Annotated in this window: 17 protein-coding genes; 5 read left to right on the top strand and 12 right to left on the bottom strand. The window is 61.3% G+C overall.

Annotated elements, in window-relative coordinates; translation table 11 throughout:
- Window positions 1–180 precede the first annotated feature (180 nt).
- From tcyN to ACSPX5_RS25020, 4 genes are all read right to left on the bottom strand, one after another.
- A complete protein-coding gene (gene tcyN / locus ACSPX5_RS25005) occupies window positions 181–930 on the bottom strand; it encodes an L-cystine ABC transporter ATP-binding protein TcyN (RefSeq protein WP_169428383.1) in 750 nt (249 codons plus the stop codon).
- Window positions 931–934: 4 nt separating this feature from the next.
- Complete coding sequence (tcyL, locus tag ACSPX5_RS25010) at window positions 935–1,600, bottom strand: cystine ABC transporter permease (protein WP_169428384.1); 666 nt, start codon at window positions 1,598–1,600, stop codon at window positions 935–937.
- The gene (gene tcyJ / locus ACSPX5_RS25015) at window positions 1,600–2,400 is read right to left on the bottom strand and encodes a cystine ABC transporter substrate-binding protein (RefSeq protein WP_207866839.1); all 801 of its coding nucleotides are present in this window, start codon (window positions 2,398–2,400) and stop codon (window positions 1,600–1,602) included. Before tcyJ ends, tcyL begins: the two co-directional genes overlap by 1 nt.
- Before the next feature lie 297 nt (window positions 2,401–2,697).
- Entirely contained in the window at window positions 2,698–3,702 is a 1,005-nt protein-coding gene (locus ACSPX5_RS25020; RefSeq protein ID WP_439820458.1) for a D-cysteine desulfhydrase, read from the bottom strand.
- 190 nt (window positions 3,703–3,892) lie between these two features.
- Between ACSPX5_RS25020 and epsC the strand changes: the two genes are divergently transcribed.
- Entirely contained in the window at window positions 3,893–4,819 is a 927-nt protein-coding gene (gene epsC, locus ACSPX5_RS25025; protein WP_085712695.1) for a serine O-acetyltransferase EpsC, read from the top strand.
- Between the two features lie 340 nt (window positions 4,820–5,159).
- On the opposite strand, the gene ACSPX5_RS25030 is transcribed toward epsC, so the two are convergent.
- Entirely contained in the window at window positions 5,160–6,302 is a 1,143-nt protein-coding gene (locus ACSPX5_RS25030) for an IS481 family transposase (RefSeq protein WP_169428712.1), read from the bottom strand.
- A gap of 392 nt (window positions 6,303–6,694) precedes the next feature.
- Between ACSPX5_RS25030 and betT the strand changes: the two genes are divergently transcribed.
- Window positions 6,695–8,656 (top strand): choline transporter BetT, encoded by a 1,962-nt coding sequence (betT, locus tag ACSPX5_RS25035; protein WP_207866886.1) that lies wholly within the window; start codon window positions 6,695–6,697, stop codon window positions 8,654–8,656.
- A 24-nt stretch (window positions 8,657–8,680) separates the two neighbouring features.
- On the opposite strand, the gene ACSPX5_RS25040 is transcribed toward betT, so the two are convergent.
- Entirely contained in the window at window positions 8,681–8,941 is a 261-nt protein-coding gene (locus tag ACSPX5_RS25040; RefSeq protein ID WP_114881008.1) for a hypothetical protein, read from the bottom strand.
- Window positions 8,942–9,005: 64 nt separating this feature from the next.
- Window positions 9,006–10,043, bottom strand: coding sequence for a LacI family DNA-binding transcriptional regulator (locus ACSPX5_RS25045; protein WP_439820459.1), 1,038 nt, complete (start codon window positions 10,041–10,043; stop codon window positions 9,006–9,008).
- 206 nt (window positions 10,044–10,249) lie between these two features.
- On the opposite strand from ACSPX5_RS25045, the gene ACSPX5_RS25050 reads away from it, so the two are divergent.
- The 3 genes from ACSPX5_RS25050 to mgrA are packed head-to-tail and all read left to right on the top strand — an operon-like array spanning window position 10,250 to window position 14,873.
- Window positions 10,250–12,475, top strand: a complete 2,226-nt coding sequence (locus tag ACSPX5_RS25050; RefSeq protein ID WP_439820460.1) for a TonB-dependent receptor — start codon at window positions 10,250–10,252, stop codon at window positions 12,473–12,475.
- 1 nt (window position 12,476) lies between these two features.
- A complete protein-coding gene (locus tag ACSPX5_RS25055; protein WP_439820461.1) occupies window positions 12,477–13,796 on the top strand; it encodes an LLM class flavin-dependent oxidoreductase in 1,320 nt (439 codons plus the stop codon).
- Between the two features lie 39 nt (window positions 13,797–13,835).
- Window positions 13,836–14,873 (top strand): L-glyceraldehyde 3-phosphate reductase, encoded by a 1,038-nt coding sequence (gene mgrA / locus ACSPX5_RS25060; RefSeq protein ID WP_135294741.1) that lies wholly within the window; start codon window positions 13,836–13,838, stop codon window positions 14,871–14,873.
- 160 nt (window positions 14,874–15,033) lie between these two features.
- Here the strand turns inward: mgrA and tauD are convergent, their stop codons facing one another.
- The 5 genes from tauD to gshA all read right to left on the bottom strand — a co-directional run bounded on the left by tauD (window position 15,034) and on the right by gshA (window position 20,502).
- A complete protein-coding gene (tauD, locus tag ACSPX5_RS25065; protein WP_439820462.1) occupies window positions 15,034–15,876 on the bottom strand; it encodes a taurine dioxygenase in 843 nt (280 codons plus the stop codon).
- Between the two features lie 57 nt (window positions 15,877–15,933).
- Window positions 15,934–16,773 (bottom strand): taurine ABC transporter permease TauC, encoded by an 840-nt coding sequence (gene tauC / locus ACSPX5_RS25070; RefSeq protein ID WP_064382739.1) that lies wholly within the window; start codon window positions 16,771–16,773, stop codon window positions 15,934–15,936.
- A complete protein-coding gene (gene tauB / locus ACSPX5_RS25075) occupies window positions 16,770–17,564 on the bottom strand; it encodes a taurine ABC transporter ATP-binding subunit (protein ID WP_323161049.1) in 795 nt (264 codons plus the stop codon). Before tauB ends, tauC begins: the two co-directional genes overlap by 4 nt.
- Before the next feature lie 16 nt (window positions 17,565–17,580).
- Complete coding sequence (tauA, locus tag ACSPX5_RS25080; RefSeq protein WP_323161050.1) at window positions 17,581–18,558, bottom strand: taurine ABC transporter substrate-binding protein; 978 nt, start codon at window positions 18,556–18,558, stop codon at window positions 17,581–17,583.
- 360 nt (window positions 18,559–18,918) lie between these two features.
- A complete protein-coding gene (gene gshA / locus ACSPX5_RS25085) occupies window positions 18,919–20,502 on the bottom strand; it encodes a glutamate--cysteine ligase (RefSeq protein WP_439820463.1) in 1,584 nt (527 codons plus the stop codon).
- Window positions 20,503–20,602 lie beyond the last annotated feature (100 nt).

Below are 20,602 nucleotides of genomic sequence, written 5' to 3' on the forward strand. Positions count from 1 at the left end.
GGAACTCTTGTGAAGCGAGGAATCAACGTGCGACGAATTTTACGCACGATGAAGTTGTTGCAGGACATATATATTTGCTGTCGTTGCAGGAGGGGGTTTGTTTATGTTTTGAGGGGGTTTGCATGTCTGGCGAAATATCACTTCCATCCGTGGAAGTGAGCGGTTTGCACTTTTCAGTGCTCAGCCGTTGTTGCGGAACTTGCTGAGAAACTGTCGCGTGCGTTCTTCTTTCGGATTGGCAAACAACGCCTTGGCTTCGCCTTGCTCGACGATCACGCCTTTATCGAAAAACACCACGCGGTTGGCCACGTCACGGGCAAATGCCATTTCGTGGGTGACGATAACCATGGTGCGTTTTTCTTCGGCCAGACCGCGAATGGTCGCCAATACTTCGCCCACCAACTCGGGGTCGAGGGCCGAAGTCGGTTCGTCGAACAGGATCACTTCCGGTTCCATCGCCAGCGCCCGGGCAATCGCCACGCGCTGTTGCTGGCCGCCGGACAGGCGCCGTGGGTAGGCGTCTTCCTTGCCCGCCAGGCCGACCTTGGCCAGCAGCTTCTTGCCCAGGGCAATGGCTTCGTCGCGAGGCGTCTTCTTGACCACGATCGGGCCTTCGATGACGTTTTCCAGGGCGGTGCGGTGGGGGAACAGGTTGAAGTTCTGGAACACAAAGCCCACGTGCTGGCGCAGGTTGCGCACCAGGCTTTGCTGCTGGTTCAGCGGGCGGCTGGTATCGATCTCGATCTCGCCGACCTTGATCCGGCCGCTGGTGGGTTCCTCAAGGAAGTTCAGGCAGCGCAGGAACGTGGTCTTGCCCGAGCCGCTGGGCCCGATGATTGCCACGACCTCGCCTTCTTTCACTTCCAGATCAATGCCGTTGAGCACGACTTGACCCTTGAACTGCTTCGTCAGTTTTTCCACGACAATCATGGGGTCAGGACTCCTGGTCGTGCCGATTGACCCGCGCTTCCAGCTTGTTCTGGAAGTGCGACAGCACCGTGGCCAGAATCCAGTAGATCAGCGCGGCGGCAAGATACATGGTGAAGACTTCGAAAGTCCGGGCGGTAATCAGCTGCGCCTGACGGAACAGCTCCGGCACCTGAATGGTGGCGGCCAGTGCGGTGTCCTTGACCAGTGAAATGAAGCTGTTGCCCAGCGGCGGCAACGCCGTGCGCATGGCCTGCGGCAGGATGGCCCGGCGCAGGGTCTGCGCGCGAGTCATGCCGATGCTCGCAGCGGCTTCCCACTGGCCGCGTTCGATCGAACCGATCGCGGCACGCAGGATTTCACAGGCGTAGGCGGCCATGTTCAGCGAGAAGCCGATCAGCGCCGCCGGCAGCGGGTCGAGTTCCATGCCCAATTGCGGCAAGCCGTAATAGATCACGAACAGTTGCACCAGCAACGGCGTGCCGCGAAAGAACGACACGTAGATGCGGGCCAGCCAGCTGACCGACTTGAAGCGCGACAGGCGCATCAACGCCAGGCCAAAGCCCAGCAGCAGGCCGAAGAACATGCCGCCCAGGCTAAGGATTACCGTGTAGTACGCGCCCTTCAACAGGAAGGGCGCGGAGTCCAGTGCGAGTTGGAAAGCTTCTTCCATTATTGGGTGACGTCAGCGTTGAAGTATTTCGTGGACAGCTTCTCAAGGGTGCCGTCGGCGCGCAGTTCGTCGAGGGCCTTGTTCACGGCAGCCAGCAGTTCAGGCTCGCCTTTGCGCAGGGCAATACCGGCTTCCTGACGCGAGAAGGCTTCACCGGCAGCCACGGTTTTCGGCGCTTTCTTGGCATATTCCAGCGCAGCGAGACGGTCGATCAGAATTGCGTCGGTACGGCCGTTGTTCAGGTCGGCGAACTTGGTCGGATCATCGTCGTAGGTGCGAACGTCGGCACCCGGCACGTTGGCGCGGACCCACTGTTCGTAGTTGGTGCCCAGACCCACGCCGACTTTCTTGCCGGACAGGTCGGCCGCGGATTTGATGTTCAGCGCGGCTGCCTTGTCTTTCAGCACCAGCGCCTGAATCCCGGACACGGTGTACGGTTCGGAGAAGTCATACTTCTTCTTGCGCTCGTCGGAGATGGTCACCTGATTGACCACGACGTCCAGACGCTTGGATTCCAGGGCTGCGAGGATGCCGTCCCATTTGGTCGGCTGGATCTTGGCCTTGACGCCCAGCTTCTTGGCCAGGGCTTCGGACAGTTCGACTTCGAAACCCGACAGCTTGCCGTCGGCATCGACGAAGCTGAACGGTGGGTAAGTGCCTTCCAGGCCGACGTTGATAACGCCTTTGTCCTTGATCTGTTGCAGTTGCTCACCGGCAACGGCGCTGCTGATCAGGCCGGCGCTCAGTGCCAGGCCCAGCGAACCTACCAGCAGATTTCGACGTAGTGCGGAAAAAATCATGACAAGCCCCTGTGTTTTCTTATGGAAGACGCTTAAGGAAAGTTGGCGAATCCGGGAATTGGACGACAGCGCTATCCTGCCTTAAAGCAGCTTATGCGTCTCTCGCGAAATTCGCCTGCGGCGAGACTATATGACGGTTTTTTTAGAATGGAAAATAATGAATTTTCTTTTTGTTATTCTTAAATTGAATATGTGTTTTTGATATTCCGAACGTTCCCAAACGCTGCGTGGGAGCGTCCCGGGCTGCATTCCCACGCAAAGCGTGGGAACGAGCGCTGCAGTATGCGCGTCGACCTACTACAGAAAGTCCTTGTACGCGAACAACGCCGGGGCGCCGCCGGTGTGCAGGAAGATGATCGGGCCGTCGTCGAAACGCCCGCGCCCGATGCCGTCGAGCAGCCCGGCCATGGCCTTGCCGGTGTAGACCGGATCCAGCAGCACGGCGTCCTGGCTGGCCAGCAGTTTCACCGCCGACAGTGTCCCGGCATTCGGCTCGCCGTAGCGCGGGCCGAAGTATTCGTCCCACAACTCGACCTTGAAGCTGTCCGGCAGCGCCACGCCCAGCAGATCGGCGGTGCGTTCGGCCAGGCCTTGCACTTTCGGGCGCTGATCTTCTTCGCTGCGCGAAACCGTCACGCCGATCACCGGCAGTTGCGGCAGCGCTTCGCTCAAGGCCAGGGCCAGGCCGCTGTGAGTGCCAGCGCTGCCCGAGGCCAGCACCACGGCAGAAAATTGCAGGCCGGTGTCCTTGATCTGTTCAGCCAGCTCCAGACCGGCGCGTACGTAACCCAGCGCGCCGAGGGCGTTGGAGCCACCGATCGGCACCAGATACGGCTTCTTGCCGTTGCTGCGCAGGCGCACGGCGAGGGCAGCCAGTTGTTCGTCGGCGTTGTCAAGGTTGTCGACCAGCTCGACCTTGGTGTCGAACAGATCCAGCAGCAGGCGGTTGCCGTTGCCGGTGTAATTGACGTCGTCGGTGCCCAGCGGGTTTTCCAGCAGGGCTACGCAGCCCAGACCCAGTTTTGCGGCCAGCGCAGCGGTCTGGCGAACGTGGTTCGACTGCAGTGCGCCGGCGGTGATCAGGGTGTCCGCGCCTTGGGCGAGGGCATCGGCGGCGAGGTATTCGAGCTTGCGCAGCTTGTTGCCGCCCATGGCCAGTGGCGTCAGGTCATCGCGCTTGATGTAGACATCGCGACCGAGCCAGGTGGACAGGCGCTCGAGCTTTTCCAGTGGGGTCGGTTGGCCGAGCAGGTCGAGGCGATTAAAGCGGTCCAGCTGTTGTTTGATCGGTTGTGTGGGCATGGTTCCGTACTGATGCAAGGAGATGTCAGGACTATAGGCACGCCGATTTACCGGGGCAACCGTCATTCGCTTATAGCCAAATGTGCTTAGGCCAGCACTATCGGTTCTTAATTCGCATCCGATGCGTTGCCGTAAAGTAGTGGCCGTTGACGCGGCCAGACAGTCCGGCCGCCCGTGAGGAGTCTTTACCGTGAGCGAGCGTTCCAGCCATTGGCAATTGCAGACCATCGTCAGCCAACTGCGTACCGCCCGGGATCAATGGCGTACGCAAAATGGCCGCGCCAGCGGCGAGCAGGGCGGACGCGAGTTGCCGTCCCGTGATGCGATGGCGCAGATTCTCGAAGCCTTGTGCGGCGCGTTGTTCCCGATGCGTCTGGGGCCGGTGGACCTGCGTGAAGAAAGCGAGGATTTTTACGTCGGCCACACCCTTGATGTCGCGTTGAATGCATTGCTGGCGCAAGCACGACTCGAACTGCGTTACGTCGCCCGTCACAGTGCCCGGGACGACAGCGAAGTCGAGGCACAGGCCATCAGGATCATTCAGGATTTCGCTCTGGCGCTGCCAGGCCTGCGCAGCCTGCTCGACACCGATGTGCTGGCCGCGTATCACGGCGATCCGGCGGCGCGCAGCGTCGATGAAGTGCTGCTGTGCTATCCGGGGATTCTGGCGGTGATTCACCATCGCCTGGCGCACCATTTGTATCGTGCAGGCTTGCCACTGCTGGCGCGGATCAGTTCGGAAATCGCCCACTCGGCAACCGGCATCGATATTCACCCTGGCGCGCAGATCGGCCGCAGCTTCTTCATCGACCACGGGACCGGAGTAGTGATCGGCGAGACCGCGATTATCGGCGAGCGCGTCAGGATTTATCAGGCGGTGACCCTCGGCGCCAAACGCTTCCCGGCGGACGAGGACGGTCAGTTGCAGAAGGGGCATCCACGCCATCCAATCGTCGAGGACGATGTGGTGATTTACGCCGGCGCGACGATTCTGGGGCGGATCACCATCGGCAAAGGCTCGACCATCGGCGGCAACGTGTGGCTGACCCGCAGCGTGCCGGCCGGGTGCAACCTGACTCAGGCCAACCTGCAGCATGATGACGGGACGCAGAAGTAAGACATCAAAAGCCACCCTCACCCCAGCCCTCTCCCGGAGGGAGAGGGAGCCGACTGAGGTGTCTGGCGCTTTACATCGACCTGAAAAAACCAGTCGATTATGGATTCGGTGCAGCAAAATCGGGTCGGCGTAACTCTCACGTATCCCCCAATCAGTTCCCCCGCTCCCTAGGGCGCGGGGCCTATACATCGACCTGAAAGAATCAGTCGATTATGGATTCGATACAGCAAGATCAGGTCGGCGAAACTCTCAAGCATCCCCCAATCAGTCCCCTCTCCCCCCGGGAGTGTATGTACCGGAGACATGGTGAACACATGTTCGGAGACATGGTGGACGGTTTTTAGATCCTCTTACCTGCCGTAACAATCTGCAAGTTCAAGTCGATTCGGGCGATACGATGTCTACTCCAGTAGACATCGTGGATGCCATCCTCCGCTGTTTCCCTGATCGCTATCGACAGCCCGTGAAATGCTTTTCCGATTGAGTATTCACGGTTCCTCCAGTAAATCTCGCCCTTCACCTGGACCTTTCTGACCACATCTCCGTCGGCGTATTCCGGCGCCATTTGCTGCTCCTGATACTCCCGAGGGCTGCTGCTGTAGCGAGTCGCCGGCACCTGCATATCCAGCGCTTGATGAGGACGTTTCTGGTTGTAGACATCACGCCAGATATCAAATGCCTGTTGTGCGCTGTTGAGGTCCGTGAAGTGCCGACCTTGCAGCACTTCACTCTTCAGGCTGCGGTGGAAACGCTCCAGTTTTCCCTGGGTCTGCGGATGATAAGGCCGGGAGTGACCTACCTTGATGCCCTGACCCATCAGCCAGACTTCCAGCGCGGTATAAACCCCAGTCTGGTCACCCCAGGGCGAACCGTTGTCCATCGTTATGCGCAAAGGCAAGCCGTAACGCCGAAAGACCCGGATTAGATGCTCCTGGACGGTGTCACGCTGCTCATTGGCGCACGCGGCGATACACATCGAAAACCGCGAGTGATCGTCCAGTATCGTCAATGGATGGCAACGCCCCTGACTCAGGCTGAAATGGCCCTTGAAGTCCATCTGCCAGAGATCGTTGGGCGCTTCATGCTCGAACCGGATAAACGGTTTGATCTCAGCAGCCTTTGGATCAACGCGCGAATGACGCTGTAAAACTGCATGCACAGTACTGACGGAAGGCATCGCTAAACCTTTGTCTTCCAGCACGCGTTTGAGCTTGCGAGCGCCCCAAGCCGCGTACTCCTGACTCACGATCAGAATCTGCTTCTCCACCTCGTCAGCACAACGTTTGGGGGACGTCTTCGGTCGTCGTGACTGATTGTTCAGCCCCTCGGCCCCTGATTTTTCAAACCTGCTGAGCCATTTGTAGGCAGTGCTTGGGCTGATGTTGAATCGACGGCAAAGCTGCCGAACATTGGCCCCTTCTTGCCGAGCCAAAAGCACGAATTCTGTACGTAGCTGCACGGTAGACACCTCTTCCCAAGACACAGGCCATCTCCTTCGCGATGAGCAATGTGTCTATTTAAAAGTGTCCACCATGTCTCCGAACACCTGTCCACCATGTATCCGGTACATACAGGGAGAGGGTTAGGGTGAGGGCGCTTTTGACTTTGATTTTTCCACTGAACGAATCCGCCCAAACCCCCGTCATACCCAACCTTGAGCTAGCGTACGAAAGCGACCGCTGAGCCCTGCGATTAGTCCTGAGCATGCTATCCATGTTTAACTTGAACGTTCATTCAAGTTAAACCGGTAGCTCGCTGCCCGCTCACAACAGGAGGCTTGCCTTTGCTGAGTCCGATCATTTCAGCCATTTCTCAACCCCTTGAGGTGCACCGTTCATGAGTGCATCGTCTACCCCCGCCAGCGGTCTGGTACGCATGAATCCGCCGGTGTTCTGGTTCGCCGCAACGGTGATTCTGCTCTTTGGCCTCGTTGTCATTGCCATGCCGGAACAGGCCGGTGCCTGGCTTCTTGAAGCGCAAAACTGGGCGGCCAATACGGTCGGCTGGTACTACATGCTCGCGATGACCCTGTATCTGGTCTTCGTGGTGGTCACCGCGTTATCGGGCTACGGCAAGATCAAGCTCGGTGCCGACCACGACGAACCCGAATTCAGTTACCTGTCCTGGGCCGGCATGCTGTTCGCCGCCGGGATCAGCATCACGCTGTTTTTCTTCTGTGTATCCGAACCGCTGACCCACATGCTCCAGCCGCCGCAAGGCGAGGCCGGCACGGCGGATGCGGCGCGTCAGGCGATGCAGATTCTGTTTCTGCACTGGGGCCTGCATGGCTGGGGCGTGTTCGCGTTCGTCGGCATGGCACTGGCGTATTTCGCTTATCGGCACAACCTGCCGCTGGCCCTGCGTTCGGCGCTGTACCCGCTGATCGGCAAGCGCATCAACGGCCCCATCGGCTACGCGGTCGATGGCTTCGGCATCATCGCCACGGTGTTCGGTCTCGGTGCGGACATGGGCTTCGGCGTGTTGCACCTCAACTCGGGGCTGGATTATCTGTTCGGTATCGCCCACACCCAGTGGATTCAGGTCGGCCTGATCACGCTGATGATGGGCGCGGCGATCATCGTCGCCGTTTCCGGCGTAGATAAGGGCGTGCGGGTCATGTCCGACATCAACATGCTGCTGGCCTGTGCGCTGCTGCTGTTCGTGTTGTTCGCCGGTCCTACCCAGCATTTGCTCAACACCCTGATCCAGAACCTCGGTGACTACCTCGGCGCGTTGCCGATGAAGAGTTTCGACCTCTACGCCTACGACAAACCAAGCGACTGGCTCGGCGGCTGGACGGTGTTCTACTGGGCCTGGTGGATTGCATGGTCGCCGTTCGTGGGCCTGTTCATCGCACGGATTTCCCGTGGCCGGACCATCCGCGAATTCGTCTTCGGCGTGCTTTTGATCCCGCTCGGTTTCACCCTGGCGTGGATGTCGATCTTCGGCAACAGCGCCATCGATCAGGTGCTCAATCACGGCATGTCGGCACTGGGCATGTCGGCCCTCGACAACCCATCGATGACGCTCTACCTGCTGCTGGAAACCTACCCGTGGAGCAAGACCGTCATCGCGGTGACGGTGTTTATCAGCTTCGTGTTCTTCGTCACCTCCGCCGACTCCGGCACCGTGGTGCTCTCGACACTGTCGGCCAAGGGCGGCAATCCGGATGAAGACGGGCCGAAATGGCTGCGGGTGTTCTGGGGTGCGATGACCGCGCTGGTGACCAGCGCACTGCTGTTCTCCGGCAGCATCGATGCGCTGAAGTCGGCGGTGGTGCTGACCTCGTTGCCGTTCTCGCTGATTCTGCTGCTGATGATGTGGGGGCTGCACAAGGCGTTCTATCTGGAGTCGCAGAAGCAGATCGCGCAACTGCATTCGCTGGCCCCGGTTTCCGGCTCCCGGCGTGGCAAGGGTGGTTGGCGACAGCGTTTGAGCCAGGCTGTGCACTTCCCGTCGCGTGACGAGGTGTACCGCTTCATGGACACCACGGTGAAACCGGCCATCGAAGAAGTGACGGCGGTGTTTGTCGAAAAGGGGCTGAATGTCGTGACGCAACCCGATCCGGCCCACGACAGCGTCAGCCTGGAAATCGGTCACGGCGAGCTGCACCCGTTCATCTATCAGGTGCAGATGCGCGGCTACTTCACGCCGTCGTTTGCCCGTGGCGGCATGGGTTCCAAGCAGCTCAATAATCGCCGCTACTACCGCGCCGAAGTGCATCTGAGCGAGGGCAGTCAGGACTACGATCTGGTCGGTTACACCAAAGAACAGATCATCAACGACATCCTCGACCAGTACGAGCGGCACATGCAGTTCCTGCATCTGGTGCGTTGATCGGAGCAGGGCGCCGGGACGGTTTCAGGTCTCGGCGCTCAGCACCATGAACAACACCATCGCAGCGATCGGCACGCCAAACACGGCACTGCCAATCGCAATCTCCGACCCCAGCGGCTGCCCGGCGTGCACCACGCCGACCGCGCCATTGATCACCGTCAACGCCAGCCACAACGCTGCGAAACCGTAGGCCATGGTCTGTCGACTGAAGCCGATGCGCTCGCCGATGTAGAGCATCAGCGCCAGCAGGATCAGGCCGAAGAAGATGATGATTGCGGTGTGCATGGTCGCGCCTGTGGAATGTGCGGTGTTACCTAGAGCATAGCCAAACCGGCCCACGCCATACTTGTCAGGTACTTTCCCGCTCTATGACCGTGCACTGCAGCAGATTCAACCGCTGCACCTCATCGCTCGGCAACACGCCCAGGCTTTCCAGCACCCGGGTTGCCGCCAGCACGCCAATCTCCAGCGCGGGCGGTTTGATCGTGCTGAGACTCGGCAGCAGCATCTCGGCGAACGGGTAGTCGCCGAAGCCGAGGACGGCGCAGTCTTCGGGGATTTTGAGGCCGGCGCGTTGTCCGGCGAGCAGGCCGCCGGCGGCGAGGTTGTCGTTGGCGAAGAGGATAGCGTCCGGGCGCGGTGAGGCGCTCATCAGCGCTTCCATCGCTTGCTTGCCGGCTTCGAACGGGGCGCGATCGGCGTCCGGTGCGAATACCCAGGGCTCCAGACCGAGTTCACGCACGGTCGCTGCGTAACCGTCGCGGCGCTCCAGTGCGCTGAAGTCGCCGGGTGCGCTGTTTTGCACAAACGCGATCCGCCGATAGCCCTTGCCGTGCAAATAACGAGCGGCGCTGACCCCCACCTCGAAGTGCGAAAAGCCGATTTGCATCGGCTCGCGATCCGGCTGGTAATCCCAGGTTTCGATCACCGGGATATCCGCTTCGGCGAGCATCTTTTCCGTGCCCGCACTGTGGAAATGACTGGTGACCACCAGCGCCGCCGGCGACCAGCCGAGGAACGCCCGCACGGCGTTTTCTTCCTGTTCAGTGCTGAAGTAACTCGAGGCCAGCAACAGCTGATAACCGTGACGGCTGAGGGTGTCGCTGAAACCCTGAATGGTGTTGGCGAAGATCGGCCCGGAGATGTTCGGAATCACCATGCCGACGATTTTCCCCCGTGCCGAGGCGAGGCCGCCGGCCACCAGATTCGGCACATAACCCAGCTCGGCGACCACCGTCGCGATCCGTTCGCGGCGTTCGGGCGAGACCTGTTCCGGCTGGTTGAAGTAGCGCGACACGGTGATTGCCGAAACACCGGCCTGGCGCGCCACAGCGTTGAGGGTCACGCGACCGGCGCCACGGCGTTTGCGAGGCTTTTCTTCGCTCAAGGCTCGATCCTTCTTAAAAACCAAAACGCATATAAAAGTAATTTTTCAGTATTGGACGGTCTATGTCCGGCTTGCCAATACTGGCGATGTTAGCGCTAACAAAGCGCATTGTCTGCTACTCGCTCGAGCGAATGCCCAAGACACCGAGACAGGCGCTGTCGTCGCAGAACGGCAGCGGTTCAGGGCAACTTTTCGAGCGGGCACACATGCACAACATTCCTGGGGCGACACACAAACTGGCGCAATCGATCCGCGCTGCGGGCTGGCTACTCACCGGGCTGGCCGCGCTGCCGCTGCCCGCCGCGTTCGCCGCCGACAGCACCGATCAGGAGCCGACACTCAAGTCCGTCACGGTCACCGCCACCCGCCGCGAAGAGTCGCTGCAAAAGGTCCCGGTGGCGGTGTCGGTGATCGACGGCGAGCAACTGGAGCGTGACAACCGCAACAGCGTGGCGAGCATCGTCCAGCAAGTGCCGTCGCTGAATTTCCGCACTGGCGCATCGAACAAGGACACCTCGCTGTTCGTGCGCGGCGTGGGGACGATTTCCACCTCGCCGGGCGTCGAGCCGACCGTGGCCACGGTGATTGATGGCGTGGTTTATGCGCGTCCCGGCCAATCCACTCTGGATTTGCTGGACCTGGAACGCGTCGAAGTCCTGCGCGGGCCGCAAGGCACGTTGTTCGGCAAGAACGCCTCGGCCGGCGTGCTGAACATCACCAGCAAGGCGCCGACCGCCGAGACCCACGGTTACATCGATCAGTCGTACTACAGCGGCAATGAAAGTCGCACCCGTTTCGGCATTGGCGGGAGCCTGATTCCGGACACACTCAAGGGCTCGATCAGCACCTTGTTCGGCACTTACGACGGCAATGTCGACAACAAGCACAACGGTCAGGAGGTCAACGGCTACAACCATCGCGGCGTGCGCGGCAAACTGGAATTCACCCCGAACGACGACGTCACCTTCACCCTGATCGCCGACTACATGCAGTCCCACGATGACGGCCCCAATGGCGTCGTCACCAAAGCTCTGACCCCGGCCTTCGCCAATGCGCTAAGCCCGGTCAGCGCCACTCGCCACAACCGCGACATCAACACCGACACTCGCTCCCACGTCGAGGACACCAACAAGGGCCTGTCCGGCCAGCTCGACTGGCAACTGGGCAATTACACCCTGACCTCGATCACCGCGTGGCGTGGCTGGGACAACACCCAGTATCAGGACGGCGACCGCCTCGGCACGGTAACGGCGGCGTTCCCCGGTACGGCGGACAAGGGTGACCTGGCCTTCGACCAGTACTCGCAGGAGCTGCGTCTGGCCTCGCCCAAAGGCGAGTTCCTCGAATACGTCGGCGGTCTGTTCTACCTGCACGGCAAGGATGACGAGACCTATCAACGCACACTGACCACCACCACACGAACTGATCGCGGCGTCGCCGATTACAGCACCACCAGCGACAGCTACGCGGTGTTCGGTGAGAGTACGTTGAATTTCACTTCGGACTTCCGTGGCATCGCCGGCCTGCGCTACACCCACGACGATCTGGAATACGATCACCGTCGCGTTTCCACTTCCGCCACCACCGTCAGCGGCATTCAACCGGCCACCCGCAGCTCCGGTTCGGTGGATGAAGATGGCTGGTCCGGCCGGCTCGGTTTGCAGTACGACCTGAGCGATGCCATCACCACTTATCTGACCTACTCGCGCGGCTACAAAGGCCCGGCCTACAACGTGTTCTTCAACATGCAGCCGCGCGACACCGAAGCGCTGAAACCGGAAACCTCCAACACCTGGGAGGCGGGGATCAAAGCCTCAAGCTGGAACAATCGCCTGACCACCAACCTCGCGGTTTTCCACAGCGACTATGACAACTACCAAGCGAACTTTTTCGACACCGTCGCCGGGCAAGTCGTAACGCGCCTGATCAACGCCGGCAGCGTCAGCACCGAAGGCGTGGAAATCGATTACGCCTTGCAAGCGACCCAGCAACTGAAGTTTTCCGGCGCACTGGCCTACACCCGCGCCCGCATCGACCAGTTCGCCTGCCCGGCGGGTGCGGCGGCGTCGTGCAACGTCAACGGCAAGCCGCTGCCGTTCAGCCCGGACTGGAAAAGCTACGTGCGCGCCGACTACACGATCCCGCTGGATAACGGCCTGGATATCGAACTCGGCACCGACTACAGCTGGCAGAGCGAAGTGCAGTACGACATCAGCCAGAACGCCGACACCAAGCAGGGCGCCTACGGCCTCTGGAACGCCAGCGTCGCCCTGGCCGATTACAACAACGGCTGGCGCGTGGCGCTGCTCGGCAAAAACCTTACCGACAAGTCCTACTCGCCGTTGCTCGCCAGCGGTGGCAACTACATCTACCGCGCCGTGCCTCGCGATGACGAACGCTACTTCGGCGTGCAACTGCGCAAGGACTTCTGAGATGAGCAGACAGCTGAAACTCGGCGCGTTCCTCATGGCTACCGGGCACCACGTTGCCGCGTGGCGTCACCCGGATGTGCCGGCCAACGCCGGGCTGGATTTCGCCCATTACAAACGCCTGGCGCAGATTGCCGAGGCGGCGAAGTTCGACACCTTGTTCGTCGCCGACAGCGTCGCCGCTCCGACCCAGGACATCGCCAGCCGCATGGCCCGTTCGGATCACTTCGAACCGCTGACGTTGCTCTCGGCCTTGAGCGCGGTAACCGAACACATCGGCCTGATCGCCACCGCTACCACCAGTTACAACGAGCCGTACCACGTGGCGCGCAAGTTCGCTTCGCTCGATCACCTGTCGGGCGGGCGAGCGGGGTGGAATCTGGTGACCTCGGACAACGCCGCCGAAGCGCAGAATTTCGGCCGCGACGAACACATCGGCCATGCCGAACGCTACAGCCGCGCCCGGGAGTTTCATCAGGTGGTCACCGGGCTTTGGGACAGTTGGCAGGATGATGCCTTCCTTCGCGACAAGGCCAGCGGTGCGTATTACGACCCGGAAAAACTGTACGTGCTGGATCACGTCGGTGAGCACTTCCGGGTCAAAGGCCCGCTGAATGTCGCGCGCTCGCCACAGGGTCAGCCGGTGATCGTGCAGGCCGGCTCGTCGGAAACCGGACGTGAACTGGCGGCGCAGACGGCTGAAGTGGTGTTCACCGCGCAGACTTCACTGGCCAGCGCCCAGGCGTTTTACGCCGACCTCAAGGGCCGCTTGCCGAAATACGGACGCAGCGCCGATTCACTGAAAATCATGCCCGGCGTGTTCGTCGTGGTCGGGCAGACGCACGCCGAAGCGCAGGAAAAATGTGAAACGTTTCAGCAATTGGTCGAACCCGAGGTGGGCGTCGCCCTGCTTGGGCGTATGCTGGGCAACTTCGATCTGTCGAAGTACCCGCTGGACGGGCCGCTGCCGGATTTGCCGCTGACTGAAAGCGGCCAGCAGAGCCGGCAGAAACTGCTGACCGAACTGGCCGGTCGGGAGCATCTGACCCTGGCCGAACTGGGTCGCAGAATCGCAGGGGGGCGCGGGCATTACAGCGTCGTCGGCACCCCGGCGCAGATTGCCGACCGTTTGCAGGAATGGTTCGAGCAGGGCGCGGCGGACGGTTTCAACGTGCTGGTGCCGCACCTGCCCGGCGGGCTCGAAGACTTCGCCAATGGCGTGGTCCCGGAACTGCGACGGCGTGGGCTGTTCAGAACCGAATACGAGGGCCGGACCTTGCGCCAGAACCTTGGCCTCGCCCGGCCCGGCAACAGATTTGCGTAGCAATCGACACCCGATTCAAGACCGACAAGAGAGGATTCGATGACTTACACCGCTGCCGAAAATCGCTATGACTCCATCCCTTACCGCCGCGTCGGACGCAGCGGTCTGGTGCTGCCGGCGCTGTCCCTGGGCCTGTGGCACAACTTCGGCGACAGCACGCCGATCGACACCCAGCGCGCGTTGCTGCGCACGGCGTTCGACCTGGGCATCAACCACTTCGACCTGGCCAACAACTACGGCCCGCCCTACGGCAGCGCCGAGATCAACTTCGGTCGTCTGCTGCGCGAAGACTTCAAGCAATACCGCGACGAACTGATCATTTCCAGCAAGGCCGGCTGGGATATGTGGCCCGGCCCTTACGGCCAGGGCGGCGGTTCGCGCAAATACGTGCTGGCCAGCCTCGACCAGAGCCTGCAACGCCTGGGCCTGGACTATGTGGATATCTTCTATTCGCACCGCTTCGACCCGGACACCCCGCTGGAAGAAACCGCCAGCGCCCTCGCCACGGCGGTGCAGCAGGGCAAGGCGTTGTACATCGGCATCTCGTCGTACTCCGGGGTGAAAACCCGCGAAATTGCCGCGTTGCTCAAAGAGTGGAAAGTGCCGCTGCTGATCCACCAACCGGCCTACAACCTGCTCAACCGCTGGGTGGAAAAGGACCTGCTCGACACCACCGACGAGCTCGGCACTGGCGTGATTGCCTTCACCCCGCTGGCGCAGGGTCTGCTGACCGACAAATACCTCAACGGCGTGCCGGCGGATGCGCGGGTCAACCGTCCGGGCGGTGGTTCTTTGCAGGCTTCGCACTTGTCCGAGGCCAACATTGCTCACGTGCGGGCGTTGAATGAAATCGCCAAGCGTCGTGGCCAGAGTCTGGCGCAACTGGCCTTGGCCTGGACGCTGCGCGATCCGCGGGTGACCTCGGCATTGATTGGCGCGAGCCGGCCAGAGCAGATTGTCGAGAACGTCGGGGCGTTGAAGAATCTGAGCTTCAGTGCTGAGGAACTGGCGGAGATTGACCGGTTTGCCCAGGAGGGCGGGATCAATCTTTGGGAGAAACCATCGACGGCTGAATAAGTGACTGGCGCCGAAATATTCGGCGCCTGCTCTGACGCTTTCGCGGGCAAGCCCGCTCCCACAGGGGCCGAGTCGTACACAAAATCTGCGAACACAGATGTCTTTGTGAGAGCGGGCTTGCCCGCGAAGAGGCCGGCTCAAGCACCAAAGAAATCGGGGCCTATTTAAAGAACGGCACATCTCCCAACACCGTAGCCCGCTGCATCACTCGCCGCGCCGGCCGGTAGTCATCCACCGCGTAATGCTGCGTCACGCGGTTGTCCCAGAACGCGATGTCGTCCTTCTGCCAGCGCCAGCGAATGGTGAATTCCGGCCGCGTCGCGTGGGCGAACAGAAACTTCAAAATCGCTTCGCTCTCGGTCTCCGACAGCTCATTGAGCTTCGACGTGAACCCTTCGTTGACGAACAGCGAACGCCGCCCGCTCACCGGATGCGTGCGAATCACCGGGTGCGACAGCGGTGGATTCTTGCGCCGCGCCTCTTCCCACTGCGCCAGTGCTTGCGGGGTGTTGCCGTAGCGCTCCAGCGGAAACGAACGGGTGAAGTCATGAGTCGCGGTCAGCCCTTCGAGCAGTGCTTTCATTGGCGCCGACAGCGCTTCATAGGCGGCGATCCCGCTGGCCCACAACGTGTCGCCACCGAACTCCGGCAACAGCTTGGCGCTGAGCACCGCGCCCATGGCCGGGGTCGGCAGGAAGGTCACGTCGGTGTGCCAGATCGCGTTGTCGCGCACGTCGGTGACGGCGGTGTCGAGGATCAGCACTTCCGGTTGCTCAGGCACATTCGGGTAGATCGGATGAATATGCAGGTCACCGAAGTAGGCGGCGAAACGCGCCTGCTGCGACGGCTCGATCGGTTGATTGCGGAAGAACAGCACCTGGTATTTGAGCAGTGCCTGCTCGATGGCATCGCGCTGTTCCAGGTTCAGCGGCTGGCTGATGTCGACGCCGCTGATCTGTGCGCCGAGGGCCGAGCTTAACGGGGTGATGTTCAGGCTGCTCATGGTGGTTCTCTTCAATTCCGGGGCCCCGAAACTGTCGGGGTAGTCAGTGCTGAAAAATCAGTGGGCCTGGCCGTGCCACGGCACCAGTTTGCGTTGCAGGGCGCGCAGGCCCATCTCCATGGCGAAGGCGATCAGGGCGATGACCAGAATCCCCAGCACCACCACATCGGTGACCAGAAACTGCGCGGCCGACTGCACCATGAAGCCCAGGCCGCTGGTGGCCGCGATCAGTTCGGCGGCGACCAGCGTCGACCAGCCGACACCCAGGCCGATGCGCACACCGGTCAGAATGTCCGGCAGAGCACTTGGCAAAATCACATGGCGGATCAGTTGTGCGCGGGTGGCGCCCAGCGACTGCGCGGCGCGCAATTTGGCCGGGTCGACGGTGCGCACGCCAGTGGCGGTGGCAATCGCGATCGGAGCGAAAATCGCCAGGTAGATCAGCAGCACTTTCGACAATTCGCCGATGCCGCACCAGATCACGATCAGCGGCAGATAGGCGAGCGGTGGAATCGGGCGGTAGAACTCGATCAGCGGATCGAGCACGCCACGGGCGATGCGGTTGGCGCCGATGGCAATGCCCACCGGCACCGCGGTCAGAATCGCAAAACCCAGGCCCAGGCCGATGCGGCTCAGGCTCGCGCCCAGGTGCTGCCACAACGTTGAATCCATGTAGCCCGTGGTCGCCAGCAACCAGCCTTTTTGCAGCACGGCGGACGGTGGCGGCAGGAACAGTGGTTCAATCAGGCCGGTGGCCGTCACGGCCCACCAGATCACCAGCAACGCGAACAGGGTCAGCAGGCTGATCCAGCGGGTGCTGAGGCTGCGGCGCACGGGAATCACCACCGACGTGGCGGCAGGTTTCACGGCGGTGGCGGAAACGTCGTAACTGCTCATGCGCGCTCCTGCCGCTGAGCGGCGCTGCGTTGCGAGAACACTTTGGCGAGTACGTGTTCACGGGTTTCGATGAAGCGCGGATCGGACTTGATCGACCGCGCCGATTCGCCGGCGGCGTAACGCTGGCCGAAGTCGAGATGCAGACGCTCGACGATCTGCCCCGGATTCGGCGCCAGCAAAATCAGGTCAGTGGCGAGGAACACCGCTTCTTCAATGTCGTGGGTAATCAGGAACACCGGTTTGGCGGTGCGTTGCCAGACTTGCAGCAACAGCTCCTGCATCTGTTCGCGGGTAAAGGCATCGAGGGCGCCGAAGGGTTCATCCATCAAAAGCACGCGTGGGTCGGCGGCGAGGGCGCGGGCCAGGCCGACGCGCTGTTTCTGGCCGCCGGAGAGCTGCCAGATGCGACGGTGTTCAAAACCGGAAAGGTCGACCAGCGCGAGCATTTCCCGGGCACGCTGTTCGCGTTTGTCCTTGGCCACACCGGCCAGTTCGAGACCGAAAGCCACGTTGGCCAGCACGTCCTGCCAGGGCAGCAGGGCGTCGTCCTGGAACACCACGCCGCGCTCGGCGCTCGGGCCTTTGACCGGGACGTTGTCGAGGGTGATGCGACCGGCGCTCGGTTCGACGAAGCCGGCAATCAGGTTCAACAGCGAAGTCTTGCCACTGCCGGACGGGCCCAGGGCCACCAGCAATTGCTGAGGGCCGAGGGTCAGGGAAATGTCGGACAGTACCGGTTCCGGGCTGCCGGGATACTGTGCGCTGATGCGCTCCAGCTGTAGCAAGGCCATCGCAGTTAACTCCCGATCAGTTGGTGATGTACTTGGCGCTGACGTACGGCGCGTAGTCCGGCAGTACCGCTTCGACCTTGCCTTGCTCCTTGAGGAACGCAGCGGTGTCGGTGATGGCTTTGGTAGTCGGCGCGCCGAGGTCACTGACCTGATCCGCCGCCAGCGGGTAGACGTTGCCTTGCAGCAGTAATGGAATGTCGCTGGCCTTGGCGCCGGACAGTTTCACCAGCTTGTCGACGTTGCTCTGGTTGGCCAGCCAGGCTTTTGGATCCTTGCGGTAGTCGGCGTAGGCGTCGAGGGTGACTTTGGCGAAGGCCGTGACGATTTCCGGGTGCTTCTCGGCGAAATCCTTGCGCACGATCCAGGCGTCGAAGGTCGGCGCGCCGAATTTGGCCAGCTCGCCGGAAGTGATCAGCACTTTGCCGTTTTCCTTGGCCACACCCAGCGCTGGATCCCACACGTAAGTGGCGTCGATGTCACCGCGTTTCCACGCGGCAATGATCGCTGGCGGGGCGAGGTTGAGGACGGTGACTTTCGAAGGGTCGATGTTCCAGTGCTTCAGCGCGGCCAGCAGGCTGTAGTGACCGGTGGACACGAACGGCACGGCGATTTTCTTGCCGACCAGATCCTGCGGGGTCTTGATGCCGGAGCCGTCGCGGGCGACCAGCGCTTCGGCGGCGCCGATCTGGGTGGCGATTAGAAAGGTTTCCACCGGGACCTTGCGGGTGATCGCCGCGGTCAGCGGGCTGGAACCGAGGTAGCCGATCTGCACGTCGCCGGAGGCGATGGCGGCAATGATATCGGCACCGTTATCGAACTTGCGCCAGTTGATGTCGGCCTTGGTGGCTTTCTCGTAGGCGCCGTCGGCCTGGGCGACTTTCGCCGGATCGACGGTGGTCTGGTAGGCAACAGTGAGGTCGGCGGCCTGAGCCAGGAAACTCGCGGCAGCCAGAAAGGCCACGGCCAGCAGGCGAAGCGGGACATTCAGTTTCATTGAAGAGCTCCATATCAGGCGACCGAGTGTCGGCGTGAAAGGAGACTAAATGATCTAAGAAACTAAAAATAAATAACTTTTTAGAATGAGCTTATGAGCGGAAAAATCTAAGGCTCAGAGGTATTGGGGGCGTTGGAGTTCTGGGTATGGCTTGAGATCTTTTCCCCCTCACCCCAACCCTCCCGAAGCGTTGGACCGCCCCCAGGGGGGCGAGGGGGAAAGGGAGCTGATCGGGGGCTTTTCAGATCCTGAGTTCGACTCGGTATTTCACGTCGGTGCAGTTCGAGAGTACAACTCGGTCAGTCCCCTCTCCCCTTGGGAGAGGGCTAGGGTGAGGGGCTGCGATCCAAAGCCGATCAATCAGTTGCTGATCGCCAGAATGCTCGCCTGATACGACCCGACAAACACGTCGAAATCGCCGACCTCGTTCTGTTCCAGCTCAGCCTGTTGCGCCAGTGAAGAGCGCGCCAGTTCTTCAAACTTCGCTTGCTCGTCAGCCGCCAACGGCTCGCTGCGGAAGAACTCGGCGTGGGCCTGGCTCTGGCGCAGGGAGAATTGCGCGAAGCTTTCCTTGTGCTCGGCCATGGCTGCCAGCACCTGGGCCGAAGGTGTCAGGGACGAGTCCTTGACCTTCGCCAGTTGCGCGGCGAGGGCCTTGCTGTGGGCATCGCCGCCATGGCTCTGATCGAGCAACGCGGCCAGCGGAGCAATTTTTTCCAGCAGTTGCGCCGCCCATTCCTTCATGTCGACCGGTTGGCCGTCGCGCTGCAATTGCAGGCCCGGACGGCGACCTTCCTTGACCACGCTGAGGAAGTTGGAGGTGGCGTTGCCGCAGCTGGTGTTGGTCAGCAACGGGCTGTCGTTCAGCGCGCAGTACAGCAGGAACGCGTCGAGGAAGCGCGACTCGGTCAGATCGATGCCCATCGGCAGGAACGGGTTGATGTCCAGGCAGCGCACTTCGACGTACTGGATGCCACGGGCCATCAAGGCCTGGATCGGCCGCTCGCCGGTGTAGGTCACGCGTTTCGGGCGGATGTTGGAGTAGTACTCGTTTTCGATCTGCAGGATGTTGGTGTTCAGTTGCACCCACTCGCCATCCTGGTGCGTGCCGATTTCAACGTACGGCGCGTACGGCGTGGCCACCGCTTGGCGCAGGCTGTCGGTGTAGCTGGCCAGGTCGTTGTAGCAAGGGGTCAGGCCGGCCTGGGCGTTGCTCTGGTAACCGAGGTCACTCATGCGCAGGCTGGTGGCGTAGGGCAGGTAGAGGGTGTCCGGATCCAGCTGTTCCAGCTGATGCGAACGGCCGCGCAGGAAGCCGGCGTCCAGCGCCGGCGAAGCGCCGAACAGGTACATCAGCAGCCAGCTGTAGCGACGGAAGTTACGGATCAGCGCGATGTAGGACGACGACTGGAAATCCCGGTCGGTGCCGACGAAGCCTTCGGCTTCTTTCAGCAACGGCCAGAGCTTTTCCGGCAGGGAGAAGTTGTAGTGAATCCCGGCGATGCACTGCATGGTCTTGCCGTAACGCAGGGCCAGGCCCTTGCGGTAGACGTACTTGAGCTGACCGATGTTGGAGGTGCCGTAATAGGCGATCGGGATGTCTTCCTCGGCCGGCAACGGGCACGGCATCGATGGACTCCACAGGTACTCGTTGCCGAGCTTGCTGTAGGCAAAGCGATGAATCTTGTCCAGGCTGGCCAGGGTATCGGCAGGGTCTGGAAGGGCGGGCGTGATGAACTCCAGCAGCGACTCGGAATAGTCGGTGGTGATCTGTTCGTTGGTCAGCGCGGAACCCAGGGCTTCAGGGTGCGGCGTTTGGGCCAGACGGCCTTCGCCGGTCACGCGCAGGCATTCACGTTCGATACCGTGAAGGCACTGCTCAAGCAGAGAGAGGTTAGCGCGCTCGCCGAGCAGAGCCAGGCGGCGGTTGAGAAGTTCGCTCAATTTGGATTCCTTCACGCGTCAGTCGCCCCAATATGGGGGTGGGCAGGACGGTCTACAAGGGTGAAGTTGAAACTGGCGTTTTCGCCTGGTTTTTCGGGCT

The sequence above is a fragment of the Pseudomonas sp. HLG18 genome (genome assembly GCF_051903985.1).
Classification (GTDB): domain Bacteria; phylum Pseudomonadota; class Gammaproteobacteria; order Pseudomonadales; family Pseudomonadaceae; genus Aquipseudomonas; species Aquipseudomonas fluorescens_BT.